The 14,329-nt window shown below is 62.9% G+C and carries 13 protein-coding genes; 10 read left to right on the top strand and 3 right to left on the bottom strand.

Going from position 1 to position 14,329, the window contains the following annotated elements; all coding sequences use genetic code 11:
- The first annotated feature begins 1 nt into the window (after position 1).
- The 9 genes from A9K68_RS27390 to nuoG all read left to right on the top strand — a co-directional run bounded on the left by A9K68_RS27390 (position 2) and on the right by nuoG (position 10,143).
- A complete protein-coding gene (locus tag A9K68_RS27390; RefSeq protein WP_065007020.1) occupies positions 2 to 1,477 on the top strand; it encodes an NADH-quinone oxidoreductase subunit M in 1,476 nt (491 codons plus the stop codon).
- Positions 1,474 to 2,913: an NADH-quinone oxidoreductase subunit N gene (locus A9K68_RS27385; RefSeq protein WP_065007021.1), complete on the top strand. Its 1,440-nt coding sequence runs from the start codon at positions 1,474 to 1,476 to the stop codon at positions 2,911 to 2,913. The genes A9K68_RS27390 and A9K68_RS27385 overlap by 4 nt, the downstream gene beginning before the upstream one ends.
- A gap of 152 nt (positions 2,914 to 3,065) precedes the next feature.
- A complete protein-coding gene (locus A9K68_RS27380) occupies positions 3,066 to 3,431 on the top strand; it encodes an NADH-quinone oxidoreductase subunit A (protein ID WP_065007022.1) in 366 nt (121 codons plus the stop codon).
- A complete protein-coding gene (locus A9K68_RS27375) occupies positions 3,419 to 3,922 on the top strand; it encodes an NADH-quinone oxidoreductase subunit B (protein WP_065007023.1) in 504 nt (167 codons plus the stop codon). The genes A9K68_RS27380 and A9K68_RS27375 overlap by 13 nt, the downstream gene beginning before the upstream one ends.
- On the top strand, positions 3,919 to 4,455 hold the full coding sequence (locus A9K68_RS27370) for an NADH-quinone oxidoreductase subunit C (RefSeq protein ID WP_065007024.1): 537 nt from the start codon (positions 3,919 to 3,921) through the stop codon (positions 4,453 to 4,455). Before A9K68_RS27375 ends, A9K68_RS27370 begins: the two co-directional genes overlap by 4 nt.
- Before the next feature lie 28 nt (positions 4,456 to 4,483).
- Positions 4,484 to 5,698 carry an NADH dehydrogenase (quinone) subunit D gene (nuoD, locus tag A9K68_RS27365; protein WP_065007025.1) on the top strand — a complete coding sequence of 405 codons (1,215 nt, stop codon included), beginning with the start codon at positions 4,484 to 4,486 and terminating at the stop codon, positions 5,696 to 5,698.
- A 17-nt stretch (positions 5,699 to 5,715) separates the two neighbouring features.
- On the top strand, positions 5,716 to 6,228 hold the full coding sequence (gene nuoE, locus A9K68_RS27360) for an NADH-quinone oxidoreductase subunit NuoE (protein WP_065007026.1): 513 nt from the start codon (positions 5,716 to 5,718) through the stop codon (positions 6,226 to 6,228).
- Between the two features lie 5 nt (positions 6,229 to 6,233).
- Positions 6,234 to 7,499, top strand: coding sequence for an NADH-quinone oxidoreductase subunit NuoF (nuoF, locus tag A9K68_RS27355; protein WP_065007027.1), 1,266 nt, complete (start codon positions 6,234 to 6,236; stop codon positions 7,497 to 7,499).
- A 31-nt stretch (positions 7,500 to 7,530) separates the two neighbouring features.
- Positions 7,531 to 10,143, top strand: coding sequence for an NADH-quinone oxidoreductase subunit NuoG (gene nuoG, locus A9K68_RS27350; RefSeq protein WP_065007028.1), 2,613 nt, complete (start codon positions 7,531 to 7,533; stop codon positions 10,141 to 10,143).
- A gap of 21 nt (positions 10,144 to 10,164) precedes the next feature.
- On the opposite strand, the gene A9K68_RS27345 is transcribed toward nuoG, so the two are convergent.
- The 3 genes from A9K68_RS27345 to nuoH are packed head-to-tail and all read right to left on the bottom strand — an operon-like array spanning position 10,165 to position 12,221.
- Positions 10,165 to 10,605 (bottom strand): CBS domain-containing protein, encoded by a 441-nt coding sequence (locus tag A9K68_RS27345; RefSeq protein WP_065007029.1) that lies wholly within the window; start codon positions 10,603 to 10,605, stop codon positions 10,165 to 10,167.
- A 39-nt stretch (positions 10,606 to 10,644) separates the two neighbouring features.
- Entirely contained in the window at positions 10,645 to 11,211 is a 567-nt protein-coding gene (locus A9K68_RS27340; RefSeq protein ID WP_065007030.1) for an NADH-quinone oxidoreductase subunit I, read from the bottom strand.
- A 23-nt stretch (positions 11,212 to 11,234) separates the two neighbouring features.
- Positions 11,235 to 12,221 (bottom strand): NADH-quinone oxidoreductase subunit NuoH, encoded by a 987-nt coding sequence (gene nuoH / locus A9K68_RS27335; RefSeq protein ID WP_065007031.1) that lies wholly within the window; start codon positions 12,219 to 12,221, stop codon positions 11,235 to 11,237.
- Positions 12,222 to 13,536: 1,315 nt separating this feature from the next.
- On the opposite strand from nuoH, the gene A9K68_RS27330 reads away from it, so the two are divergent.
- Positions 13,537 to 14,328, top strand: coding sequence for a protein-L-isoaspartate(D-aspartate) O-methyltransferase (locus tag A9K68_RS27330; protein ID WP_240992519.1), 792 nt, complete (start codon positions 13,537 to 13,539; stop codon positions 14,326 to 14,328).
- Position 14,329: the final 1 nt, after the last annotated feature.

The raw sequence follows: 14,329 nt of genomic DNA, 5'->3' as shown, positions 1-14,329 counted from the left end.
GATGGCGGTCCCGCTGCTTAGCCTCATCGTGTTCATGCCCGCCGCCGGGGCAGCGGTTCTGATGTTTCTCCGCAGCGACGAGACGGTGCGGTGGACGGCGCTAGGTGTCACCGTCCTCGACCTCGCTCTCTGCATCGCTATGCTGGCCGGCTTTGACACCACTACCCACGAGATGCAGTTCACCGAGACGCGCCCGTGGGTGCCCGCGCTCGGCATCACTTACGCGCTCGGCATCGACGGAATCAGCGCGCTCTTTGTATTCCTGACTGCGTTACTGGGCTGGATCTGCGTGCTCGCCTCGTGGGTCGCGATCGACCGCAAGGTGAAGGAGTTCATGGTCAGCCTGCTGGCCATGCAGGCGCTGATGCTGGGGGTGTTCTGCGCGCTCGACCTGTTCCTGTTCTACGTCTTCTGGGAGGCAATGCTGATCCCGATGTACGTAATCATCGGCGTCTGGGGTGGCGACGGCCGGGTCTATGCGGCGTTCAAATTCTTCCTCTACACGCTGGCGGGCAGCCTTCTGTTCCTGATCGGTGTCATCGTGCTCTATTTCCACGGCGGCGAGACTTTCGACATCCTCGCCCTGACGGCGCAGGATTTGCCGTTCCGGGTTCAGTCCTGGCTGTTCTTTGCCTTCCTGATCGCCTTCGCAGTCAAGGTGCCGATGGTCCCGGTCCATACCTGGCTGCCGGACGCCCATGTGCAGGCGCCGACGGCGGGTAGCATCATCCTCGCCGGCGTTCTCCTGAAGATGGGCGCCTACGGCTTCCTGCGGTTCTCGCTGCCGATGCTGCCGGAGGCGTCGCTGTATTATTCGACGCTAATGCTTTCGCTTTCGGCGCTCGCAATCGTCTATGGCGGGTTACTCGCGCTGGCGCAGGACGACCTCAAGAAGCTGGTGGCCTATTCCAGCATCAGCCACATGGGTTTCGTGACGCTGGGTATTTTCACGTTGAACCTCCACGGGCTCGAGGGCGGCATCCTGCAAATGTTCAATCATGGCGTAACGACGGGCGCGTTGTTCCTGTTCGTCGGCCTGATCTACGAGCGGACCCATACCCGCAGCATCGGGGATTATGGCGGGCTGATGAAGGCGGCGCCGGTCTATACCGCGTTTCTTGCGCTGTTCACCCTGTCGTCGATGGCGCTGCCGGGAACGAATTCGTTCGTGGGCGAGTTGCTGGTGCTGTCGGGCGCGTTTGCGGCCAATCTGGCCGTCGGCGCGGCCGCCGTTTTGGGGGCCCTGCTGGGCGCGGCCTATCTGCTTGGCATGTACAGGAAAGTCGCGCTTGGTCCAGCCAGCATCGGCGTGCGGTTCAAGATTCGCGACGTGAACGCCCGCGAACTGGTGGCGATCCTGCCGCTGGCGGTCTTCGTGCTCTGGGTCGGGCTCTATCCGAAACCTTTTCTCAACATCATCGGGCCTTCGGTGAGGCATCTGCTCACGCAGGTGCATTCTAACGGGGGCGGCCAATGACCGCTGCCACGGTTTTCCAGTCGATCCTAGCGAGCCTGTCCGAGATCGTGGTGGTCACTGGGGCCTGCATCTTGCTGATTCTGGGACAGCTTGTGCCAAAGGGACAGGGGTATTTCCTCGTCTGGGCTTCCGCTGCAACCGTGCTGGTTGCGGCCCTGGCGACACTGTTACTGGCGGGCGAGGTGCGGCCGGCCTATTCGGGCATGTTTATCGCCGACCGCTTCGCGGTCTTCTTCAAGATGGTGTTCTACCTTTCGACCATCCTGACGTTCCTCCTGTCGCGAAAATATGCCGAGATCGAGGAGATCGCGTTGAGCGAATACTATGTCCTGCTGCTCTTTGCGCTTTCCGGCATGATGATCATGGCCTCGGCAACCGATCTTCTGTCGATCTATGTCGGCCTTGAGCTGATGGCGCTCTCGACCTATGTGCTCACCGGCTTCCTCAGGAAGGAGCGGCGGTCGAACGAGGCGGCGCTGAAATACGTGGTTCTCGGCGGGGTCTCGACAGGAATCTTCCTCTACGGCGTCTCGTTGATCTACGGGATCACCGGCACGACGCAGCTGGACGGGATGGCTGCGGCGGTGATCGGCGACCCGCTCGATCCCGGATTGCTCCTGGCGGTGGTCTTCATCGTCGCGGGGCTGGTCTTCAAGGTCGGCGCGGTGCCGTTCCACATGTGGGTGCCGGACGTCTATGAAGGCGCGCCGACGACAATCACGGCCTTCATGTCGGTCGCCCCCAAGGCGGCGGGGTTCGCGGTGATCCTGCGGGTGTTCCTCAACCCGCTGGTCGCCGCTTCCGACGCCTGGATCATCGTCGCGGTGATCGCGGTGGTGACGATGGCGCTCGGCAGCTTCGTGGCGCTGGTGCAGGACAATTTCAAGCGCCTGCTCGCCTATTCCAGCATCGCCCATGCGGGCTTCGCGCTCTTCGGCGTGGTGGCGGGTGGCGCCGACGGGATTGCCGGCGTGATGCTCTACCTGCTGATCTACGCCTTCATGAATCTCGGTATCTTCGGCATCGTCATCATGATGCGGAATGGCGATTTCTCCGGCGAGGTCATCGAGGACTACGCCGGCTTCGCCAAGTCGCATCGCGGGTTGGCGCTTCTGATGCTGCTCTACCTGTTCTCGCTCGCCGGCATTCCGCCGACAGCCGGGTTCTTCGCCAAGTTCTACGTGCTGGTGGCGCTCGTCGAGCGGGGTTTCGTCACGCTGGCGGTGATCGCGGTGCTGCTGAGCGCCGTCGCCGCCTACTTCTACATCCGCATCGTCATGGTGATCTACATGCGCGAGCCGGGGCGCGCGTTCGAGCCTGCCCTGACGCCGTCCGTCCGCACCACGCTCGCCTTGACCGCCGCCGGCACCATCGGCATCGGACTTTTTCCGGCGTGGTTTCTGAGGCTTGCCCAGAGTTCCGTGTTCGGCGGTTGACTACGATTGGATTTGCAATGAACGGGCCAACCGAATACTCTTGGCGCTACGAAAGGATGCCCTAGTCGCTGCACGAGGGCCGCACCGCCGGCCAGAAGATTGGTCGGTCGCAGCTTGAGCAAGCCCTCGGTGGGTGACCGGGGCAGCGCGACATGACTGGAATGGAATTCCTGCCGGTTCTCTTCATGGTCGCCGGAATTGTCCTGGTGGCCGTGGCGACGCTGTTCGTCTCCTCGCTCCTGCGCCCGTCCAACCCCTATCCCGCGAAGAACATGCCCTATGAGTGCGGTATGGACCCGGCCGGCGAGGCCGCCGGGGGCCGCTTTAGGGTGCAGTTCTTCATCCTAGCAATCCTGCTGGTGGTGTTCGACGTCGAGGCGATGTTCCTGTTTCCCTGGGCCGTCGTGCTGGAGGAGATCGGGCTCGTCGGCTATGTCGAGATGTTTGTCTTCATGCTGCTGCTCATCGTGGGCTTCGCCTACGCCTGGCTGAAAGGAGCGCTGGAATGGGAGGAATAGGCGAAACGATTCGCGACAGCGTGCTGTTCACCACCGCCGACAGCGTCATCAGCTGGAGCCGGCGGTCGGCGCTCTGGCCCGAGACCTTCGGGATTGCCTGCTGCGCCATCGAGATGATTTCGGCCGGCTGCGCCCGCTACGACCTCGACCGCTTCGGCGTGGTGTTTCGACCTTCGCCACGCCAGTCCGACGTGATGATCATCGCCGGCACGGTGACGCGGAAGTTCGCTCCGGTCGTGCGCCGGCTCTTCGACCAGATGCCGGAGCCACGCTGGGTCATAGCCATGGGCACCTGCGCGATCTCGGGCGGGGTCTACAACACTTACGCCGTGGTGCAGGGGGCGGAGACTTTCGTGCCGGTGGACGTGCATGTGCCCGGCTGCCCGCCGCGGCCCGAGGCACTGATGCATGGCATTCTTCTGCTCCAAGAGAAGATCAAGAGGTCCCGCGCGCTGGCCGGGACGCCTCTGGACCGGGTTGTAGCCTCATGAGCGTGGAGACGTCCCTCATCCGCACCCTGATCGCGGAACGTTTCGGGGGGGAAATCGAGGAGCTTGACTTCTCGCATGGGGTTCACGCTTTCGCCTCACCGCCTGACATGATCGTCGAGCTCTGCCAATTCCTGAAGGGCCATCCGACGCTGCGGTTCGATTTCCTGTCCGACATCTGCGGGGTCGACCATTATCCCGAAACGCTGCGCTACGAGGCGGTATACCACCTCTATTCGCTGCCGAACAAATGGCGCGTTCGGATCAAATGCCGCCTCGGCGATCCGCCGCGGGTCCCGTCGGTGACGGGAGTCTGGCGGACCGCCAACTGGCACGAGCGCGAGGCTTGGGACATGTATGGCATCCGGTTCGAGGGCCATCCCGACCTGCGCCGGATCTATATGTGGGAAGGCTTCGAGGGCTTTCCGCAGCGCAAGGACTTTCCGCTCCGGGGCTACAAGGATACGCTGAACCCGTTTGGCGCGGAAGGCCCGCCGCCGACGCAGCCCGATCTCGCCACCAAGGACATTCCATAAGGGAGGCCGTTCGACGCCGGGAAGTGAGATGACCGAAGTCACGGAACTGAGCAGGCCGGCAGGTGAGGCGCTCGACACAAAGGAGGTGCTTCTCAACCTCGGCCCGCAGCATCCCAGCACGCATGGGGTGCTGCGGCTCGTCCTTGAGCTGGACGGCGAGTATGTAGCACGCGTGGACCCACACATCGGCTACCTCCACCGCGGCACCGAAAAGCTGGCCGAGAGCTTCACTTACACCCAGATTTTTCCGCTAACCGACCGGCTCGACTACCTCTGCCCGCCCTCGAACAACCTCGCTTTCGCGCTAGCGGTGGAGAAGCTCCTGGGCATCGAAGCGCCGATCCGCGCGCAATATATCCGCGTGCTGATGGCCGAACTCGCGCGGATCTCCGGTCACCTCCTGATCACCGGTGCGTTGCCGATGGACCTGGGCGCCATGACCGCGTTGCTTTACGCCATGCGCGAGCGTGAAATGATCATGGACCTGTTGGAGATGATCAGCGGGGCGCGTATGCACACCTCTTTCTGCAGGGTCGGCGGCGTGCGCGAGGATCTGCCCGACGGGTTCTTCCCCAAGATCAGGGAGTTCTGCGACATCTTCCCGAACCGGATCCGCGATTATGAACGGCTGATCGAGAACAACCGGGTGTTCCTGAAGCGCACGCAAGGGGTCGGCGTGATCTCCGCCGAGGACGGCATCGATCTTGGCCTGAGCGGCCCGAACTTGCGGGCCTCGGGCGTCGACTGGGACATCCGCCGCGACGAGCCCTATGAGATCTACGACCGGTTGGCTTTCAACGTCATTACCCGCGATGAGGGCGATTGCTACGCGCGCTGGCAATGCCGCGTCGAGGAGATGCGCGAGAGCGTCCGGATCATCGAGCAATGCCTTGACCAGATGCCCGAGGGGCCGTTCCAGATCGATATGCCGACCATCGCTTTCCCAGTGGATAAGGACAGGGTGCACTGCTCGATGGAGGCGCTGATCCAGCATTTCGACCTCTCGGCCTATGGCTTCAAGGTGCCGAAGGGCGAGGTCTATTCGGCGATCGAGGCGCCAAAGGGCGAGCTCGGGTTCTACATCATCAGCGACGGGTCGCAAAAACCGTTCCGGATGAAAGTGCGGGCACCGTCATTCGTCAACCTTCAGGGACTGTTCGGGGTCGGCAATGCCCGCTACCTGGCGGACATGATCGCCGTGCTGGGCAGCCTCGACCCTGTGATGGCCGAGGTGGACAAGTAGCAGGAGATTTTGGCGCCATGAACATGCGCGAACAGATCGAGGCGGCGGCGGCGCGGTATCCCGACCAGCGCTCGGCGATCATGCCCGCGCTTCTGATCGCGCAAAAGGAACATGGCCATCTACCCGGCCCGGTGTTGGAAGAGGTCTCCGACATCCTCGGTGTCGAGCGGGTCTGGGTCTACGAATTGGCGACCTTCTACACCCTCTTCCATACCGAGCCGGTGGGTCTGTTCCACCTGCAACTCTGCGACAACCTATCCTGTATGCTGCGCCGATCCGAGGACCTGCTGAGGCATCTGGAGACTGTGCTGGGGATCGAAAAGGGCGGCACGACCCCGGACGGGCTGTTCACGCTTTCGACCGTCGAATGCCTCGGCGCTTGCGAGATGGCCCCGGTGATGCAGGTCGGCGACGACTATCACGGCGACCTCGACATTGCGCGGATCGACGCGCTCTTGGACAGGCTGCGCGCGGCGGCAGGGCAAGCGACTGGCGCCGAACTCGCCGCCGCAGGACCGCCGGGTGAATAGCCGCCATGTTCGAACCGGTCCTTCTCAGAAACATGGACGTGCCGGATGGCCATCTGCTTTCGAGCTATGAGGCCGGCGGCGGCTACCAGGCGCTGGCGAAGGCGCTGCGCGAGCACACGCCCGACGAGATCATCGACCTCGTCAAGCAATCGAACCTGCGTGGTCGCGGCGGCGCCGGATTCCCGACCGGGTTGAAATGGAGCTTCGTGCCGAAACGGGCCGACAAGCCGAAATACCTGTGCTGCAACGCCGATGAGGGCGAGCCCGGCACGTTCAAGGACCGGATCATCATGGAGCGTGATCCGCACCAACTGATCGAGGGCATGGTGATCAGCGCCTACGCTATCGGGGCGGAAACCGCCTATGTCTACATCCGCGGGGAATATGTGCTGGCGATCCACCGGCTGAAGCAGGCGATCGCCGAGGCCCATGCGAAGGGTTATCTGGGAACACGGATTCTGGGCTCGGATTTTAATTTCGTCGTGCACATCCATTGCGGCGCCGGCGCATATATCTGCGGCGAGGAGACGGCGATGCTCGACTCGCTCGAAGGCAAGCGGGCGCAGCCCCGTCTGAAACCGCCATTTCCGGCGGTCGCGGGGCTCTACGCCAGCCCGACCGTGATCAACAATGTCGAGACGCTGGTCTGCGTGCCGCATATCGTGGCGCGGGGGCCGGACTGGTTTCGCAGCATCGGTCCTGACAAGAGCCCCGGTCCGAAGCTTTATTGCCTCAGCGGGCACGTGCGGAACCCGGGCCTTTACGAACTGCCGATGGGCATATCGCTGCGTGAACTGGTCGAGGACCGCGCCGGCGGGCCGCCGCCGGGGCGCAGGATCAAGGCGGTGATCCCCGGCGGGGTCTCGGCGCCGCTGATCCCCGAGCGCGGGCTGGATGTCGGGATGGACTTCGACTCGCTGGCTGCGGTCGGCTCGATGCTTGGCTCAGCCGGAGTGATCGTGATCGACGACTCGACCTGCATGGTCAAGGTCGCCACCCGAATCATCGAGTTCTTCCACCACGAGTCCTGCGGGAAATGCACGCCTTGCCGCGAAGGGCTGAACTGGGTGGTGAAAGTGCTGCGCCGGGTCGAGACAGGGCAGGGCGCGCCGGACGATCTGGAACAGCTGGAATCGCTCTGCAAGGGCATTTTCGGCAACACGTTCTGCGCTCTGGGTGACGGCGCGGCTATGGGGCTGCGGGCGGCACTGGCGCATTTCGAGCATGAATTCGTCGCCCATATCGAGGAGGGCAGGTGCTCGCTTCACTAAGGAGCGCGCAGGGAGAAGGCCGCAAGAAGTCATGGTTAGCGTCACGATCGATGAACAAACGCTGGAAGTGGACGCAGGCTCTACGGTGCTGCAGGCTGCCGAGCGTTTGGGCATCGCAATCCCGACCTTCTGCTATCTGAAGCGGCTGCCGGCGCTGGCCTCCTGCCGCATGTGCCTAGTGGAGATCGAAGGGCAGCGGCGGCTGCAGCCTTCCTGCGCCACCACGGTCACCGACGGCATGGTGGTGCGGACTAACACGCCGCTAATCGACGAAACGCGCTCTTCCATGCTCGACATGCTGCTTGCCAACCACCCCCTCGACTGCCCGATCTGTGACAAGGGCGGCGAGTGCGAGCTTCAGGACATGGTGATGGCATACGGGCCCCGGGAAAGCCGATTCCGCGATGCCAAACGTGTGTTCCACTCCGAGGACATCCGTCTCAGCCCCGTCATCATCATGAACGTCAACCGCTGCATCCAGTGCCAGCGCTGCGTCCGGATGTGCGAGGACGTGGTCGGAGCGGTCGCCTTGGGCACCATCGAAAAAGGCATGGATACCGCCGTCACCGGCTTCGAGGGCAGTCTCGCGAGTTGCGACCAGTGCGGCAATTGTGTCGAGGTCTGCCCGGTCGGCGCGCTGATGAGCTTCCCCTATCGCTACAAGGCACGGCCCTGGGATCTGGTCGAGACCGACACGGTCTGCCCGCATTGCGGCACCGGCTGCCAGCTCACCGTCGGCGCGCGCAAGGGCGAGTTCATGCGGGTCCGCTCGAAGTGGGAGCATGGTGTCAATCGCGAAACGCTCTGCGTGCGGGGGCGCTTCGGCCTCGACTTCGTCGGGAGCCGGGACCGGATCAAGCGGCCGATGATCCGCCGTGACGGCGCACTGGTTCCGGTTTCCTGGGACGAAGCCGGGGACTACCTGCGCCGGCGCCTGTCGGCCGTCGAGAGCAAGGCTGCGGGCGGGCTGGCCTCGCCGCGCCTGCCCAACGAGGTGCTTTATCAGTTCCAGAAGCTGATGCGGACGGTATTCCGGACCAACAACATCGACTGCTCGTCGCGCTGGTCTACGCCCTTCGAGACGCTTGGCCCGTTGGTGGCGGGCTTCTACAGCCGCGCGCCGCTGGAGGAGGTGATCGGCAACGACTGCGTGCTTGTCGTCGGTGGCAACGTGACCGACGAGAACCCGGTCACTGAATACCTGCTGCGAGACGCGGCGCGGCGGAGGCAGACCAGGTTGCTCATGCTCTCGGCGAGGCCATCCCGGCTGGACACCGATGCCCGAGCGGTCGTTCGTGTTGCTCCGGGCGCTGAGGCTGCGGCCCTTGCCGCAGTGGTGGCCGGTCTCGTGGCGGCGGCCGGCCAAGCCTTGCCGAGCGAGGTTCTTGCGGGCGTCGGCGCGGCAACCGGCTGGGCACCAGCGACTACCGGCAGCGACGGGCCGGACCGTCTAGCCGCTGCGCTGCTGGACGGCGGGAGCGTCGCTGTGCTTGTCAGCGCCGACCTCCTGAGGCTTTCCGAAGTGCGCGCAACGCTGCAGCAGCTCGCCAACCTGCTGCGGGTTCTCCGCGTGCTCGGCAAGGGCCCGGCGATGCAGTTCCTCTTCGACCGAGCCAACCAGCTGGGCGCCTGGGACATGGGGGTTCTGCCGGCGGCCCTGCCGGGGCTGCGCCCGGTCGGCGATCACACGGCGCGCACAGCTCTCATACGGGCCTGGGGCGCCGAAATTCCGCCTGAGCCGGGCGCGGATCTCGACGCAATGCTGGCGCTTTGTGACAAGGGGCGGGTAGGCGCGCTTTATATCGTCGGAAGCGACCCCCTGATGACCTATCCCGACCGGGGATTCGTCAAACGGGCGCTTGATGCCACCGATCTCCTGATCGTGCAGGACACCTTCCTCACCGATACCGTGGGTCTGGCCGATGTCGTCCTGCCTGCGGCGGGTTATGGAGAGGAATCCGGCACCTTCACCAACAACGAGGGCCGGATCCAGGCGGTCCGCAAGTTCCGCGAACCCGCCTTCGAGGCGCGGGGCAATCTGGCGATCTTGGACTTCGTCGCAGCGCTCCGCAACCAGGCAATGCAACCGTCGATGCAAGGCGAAATCTTCCGCGAGATTGCCCGGCTGGTTCCGGCCTACCAAGGGCTGACGCAGGACGGGCTTGGCGCTGACGGAGCATTCACCACGGCGGACCCGACGCCGCCGGCTGGCGAGTTCTTCGCCCCTCCGCCTAACCCGAATGCGGCCGACCGGCTCATGTTGGTCACCGGCAACTGCCTGTTCCACAATGGATATCTTTCCGAACGCTCGGAGATCCTAAATACGGTGGCGGATGACCCGTATGTTGAGATGAGCGCGTGGGACGCCGCACAGCTTGGCCTTTCGGATCGCGATCAGGTGATCGTACGATCCACCCAGGGCGAACTGAGGGCGCAGCTCAAGGTCAATAGGCATTTTCCCGGGAGGCTCATGTTCGTGCCGGAAAACTATAGAGACCTGCGTCTCAACAGCCTTATGCGGCGGGGCGAATACCCTTGTCCGGTGGAGGTTCAAAAGGCGCACACTGCCTTCGCCACCGGAGTCGAGGCGCGCCCTGAAAGTCGCGGCCGAGGCATTGCCGAGCTTCCGGGCAGTTCACCCTAATCGGCTCCCGGGTTCGTATCCTCAGTGATAAGGGGTCCCGGCAATGTAATCGCTCAACGCTTGCTCGGTACGGAGCAATTCGTCGAGCCGGTGCTTGACCACGTCGCCGATGCTCACCACGCCGACAGAAGCGTCGCCGTCCATGACCAACACATGGCGCGTGCGTCGGTCGGTCATGAGCGACATCACAAAGGGCAGCAAATCCTGTGTCGAACAGGTCACCACACTGCGGTTCATGATGTCGGCGACCCGCATTGTGGGCGCCTCGATTCCGTATTCAGCCACCGCATAGCAGCAGTCCCGCTCCGACAGCGTGCCCAGGCATTCCCCGGGCGAACTGCTGACGACCACGAATCCGATGTTGTTGTCCCGAAACAGCCGCAGGACTTCTACGACCGTCTGATCTGGTGTGACCGAGATGAGCTCGGGAGATTTGGTCTTCAAGATTTGGCAGACAAGCATCTGAGCCTCCTGTGCTCCGGCTTGACGGCTACCGCGCGTTCACGGTCGGCGGATATTCCGCCACCAGTTGTATCCCTGCGGCTCACTCGTCTCGACCAGCACGTCCTGTTCGGTGTTCAGACGCGCCGCGACCACACCGCCGCCGGTCGTCGCCTTGCCCGGTTTGCCGAGCAGATCGTCACGTCCGACCACTAGGTCACGCGAGGAAAAACTCGAGAATTCGTACTCTTGGCCAAGCGCGATCGCGTCGGCGGGGCAGGCGTCCTCGCACAGCCCGCAGAACAGGCAGCGGGCCATGTCGATCTCGAATTTTGCTGGATGCCGGTTGCCCTTCTCGTCCTCGTAGGGAATGACTTCGATACAGTCGCAGGGACAAATGCGCGCGCAGAGCTCGCAGGCCACGCACTTGATCTCGCCCTCTTCGTCGCGCGTCAGGAAGTGATGCCCGCGGTAACGCGAATAGGGCAACCATTTTTCCTTGTCAGGATACTGCATGGTCACGGATCTGGAGAACATGTAGCCGAAGGTCAGCGCCAAAGCGCCCGCTAGATCGGCGAAGAATGCCCAGCCGATCCATGTTCCACGTATGTGCAGTGCGCGCGACATCGCCGCCTCGCTTGGAGTGGCCCTCAAAGGAAAGCAACTCCTGTTACTATTATGTTCGCCAGTGACAGTGGAAGCAAGACTTTCCACCCGATCGCCATCAGTTGGTCGTATCGATAGCGCGGGAAGGTGAAGCGGAACCACATAAACACATAGAGAAAGAACGCGACCTTGAGCGTGAACCAGAGGAGCGGCGGCAACGGGATCAGCACGCCGTTCCAGCCGCCGAAGAACAGGATGACCGACAGGACCGACACCAGCAGCATGACGGCGTATTCGCTGACCATGAAGAACGCGAAGCGGATGCCGCTGTATTCGGTATGGAACCCGGCCCCCAGATCGCCTTCCGCCTCCGCTAGGTCGAATGGAATGCGCTGCGCTTCGGCCAGCCCGGCGACGAAGAATACGAAAAACCCGACCGGTTGGTAGACGATGTTCCAGACATCGGCCTGCGCCCGTACGATCTCGAGCAGGCTCATGGATTGCGCCAGCATTACCACGCCGACGACCGCGAACCCCATGGGGATCTCGTAGCTGATCATCTGCGCGCAAGTCCTGAGGCTGCCCAGGACCGCGTATTTGCTGTTCGCGGCCCAGCCGCCGAAGATGACGCCATAGACCTCGATCCCGATCACCGCGAAGACGAAAAGGAGCGCCACGTTCATGTTGGAGACGTAGAGCGTGATCTCGGCGCCGAGGACCGAGACGCTTTCGCCGAAGGGGATCGCGACGAACACCACGAAGGGCGGGGCGAGCGCCAGGATCGGCGCCAGTTTGAACAGGAAGCGGTCGGCTTCGGCCGGGATGTGGTCCTCTTTGGTCAAGAGCTTGATGCCGTCCGCCACCGGCTGCAGCAGCCCGTGCCACCCCACGCGCATCGGCCCCATCCGCTGCTGGATGTGCCCGGCGATCTTGCGTTCCACCCAGGTCAGCGGCAAAGGCAGCAGCAGCAGGATCGCAATCAGCAACGCGACCTTGAAGGCGATCAGGCCAAGGGCGACGACAAGTTCCATAATCCGCGGCTACTTGTTCATCGGGTTGAGACTTACGATACTGAGCACTGCGCTTGTCCGGCTTCGCGGAAACGACAGTCTGCCGGCGGCGACGACGCAACTTGTGCAATGGTATCACAGTCTTACCGTTGCTGGCCATGGTGTGTGTCGCTGGGCGCTCAAACGGACACGCACATCGAGCAATGGCACGCAATGACGGGACCAGATGGCCCCAGCGCCTAATACTGAACGCCTCCACAAACAGCCCCCTTCTTACCGTTCAACAACGGCATTCGGCACGAGACACATTCCTAAGGGCCAGAACGCAGGGCACTGAACCGCTTAATCGGTGCAGGTGACGCTCCCCCACTAAAGGGCAATCCGAACGAGTTGCCGCCCGCCCGGCCAAAAAAGAGACCGACAACGCAGACGAGAAATGGGGAAATCTCGGCAGCGCCATCGGTCCAACGGACCAAAGGCGAGGAGGGTTTGGTGCATTGTCAATGCTATCGGTCATTTCCTGACTGACGACCCGCTTCCTCAGCCGCGATGGGAACAAAAGCCGCGCTACAGCCCATGGACCCGTCAGAGCACAAAAAACCCGGTTGGCAAGCAGCACGATCCCGAGCTAACGATCTGACAGGCATCCCTACAGCAGAGGCCAACAGAAAGATGGTATCTCAGGACACTGCACGGCCGTGCGGCGATCGGCGGTGTTTCGGATACTGCGAGGTGCTCCGTCGCAGATTTGGATTTAAGCCATTTTGTGACGGTATTGTTGACGGTATTCGAAAGGAACGCCAATTAGAATTCTATCTAATGAATAAGCTATGAGGGCAGTAGACAATCGAGTGGGAGTAGGGGCAAACGGCGGCGATAGCGCAGATTCGGCGCCCAGTTGGTCTCCGTTCGATGTTGGCTGCTTACGGCTCTCAGCTTCCTTCCAACGACTAGACTATCTCAAGCCCGGTCGGAGCCGAGTGTAAAGGGGCATTACCGTCGTGGGGGAGCTACGGCGTACTCTGGCGTGCAATCGGCTGATTTGGTCTGCGCCAAAGCCGCTTGGCGAGTCCTGCTTGAGGTCTCGACATGACCCGCTCCGACCTTTGTGTCGATTCGTCGGAGGGGCTGCAATGAAGTGGATAGCGGACTTGCAGGCAGGTAACCGCAAGGTCCCTGGTACCCCTGAAGGATGCATAATGCAGTCAGGCTGCTTGCCGTCCCATTTGCGGTCGCCGCCTGAGGCGGAAGACGCCTTCTGGCGCACCACCAACCTCCAACGGGGTTGATCCGGACCTGGTGCCGCGACATGTTTGGTGTGAGATCGGAGCGGCGTTTGCTTCAAAAAGCCGCCGCCTTTGTTCTCGACGTCGTGGGCCAGGAGAGGTTCATGAGTGCTCTAGCCCAGTGCCGAGCGTTGCTGGCCGCGTTTCTCGCGAGTGTCGCCGCCTTCGTTTCGACATCGGCGCCCGCCCAGGACCGCGCAGCCGAGCGTGCGGCCATGATCGAGACGATAAAGGGACACGCCCGCTCCGCGGCATACAGTATCGATCCGGCGGTGCTCAAGACAATGGGCACCGTGCCGCGCGACCGTTTCGTACCCGAGGCGCAGCGCGGCGCGGCCTATCATGACCGGCCCCTGCCGATCGGGCACGGTCAGACGATCTCGCAGCCCTTTATCGTCGCGCTTATGACCGACCTGATCAATGTCCGGCCTGGCGACACCGTCCTCGAGATCGGCACCGGCTCGGGCTATCAGGCAGCCGTCCTGTCGCCCCTCGCCGCCAAGGTTTACTCGATCGAAATTATCCCGGAACTGGGCAAGAGGGCAGCGGCACGACTTGCGGTGCCCCGCTTCGACAACGTTCAGGTGAAGGTGGACGACGGCTATTACGGCTGGCCTGAGCACGCGCCCTTCGACGGCATCGTAGTGACCGCGGCTGCCAGCCATATCCCGCCGCCGCTTGTCGAGCAGCTCGCTGAAGGAGGTCGGATGGTCATCCCCGTGGGAGGCCCCTTTGCAACCCAGTTTCTCATGCTCGTCGAGAAGCGACTAGGCGGAGGCATCACGACCCGGCAGCTGCTGCCGGTGAGCTTCGTTCCGCTGCGGGGAGGTCCCTCCCGGTGAG

The organism is Mesorhizobium sp. AA22 (assembly GCF_001672375.2).
In the GTDB taxonomy this organism is placed as follows: domain Bacteria; phylum Pseudomonadota; class Alphaproteobacteria; order Rhizobiales; family Rhizobiaceae; genus Mesorhizobium; species Mesorhizobium wenxiniae.
This window is presented reverse-complemented; position numbering and strand designations above follow the sequence as displayed.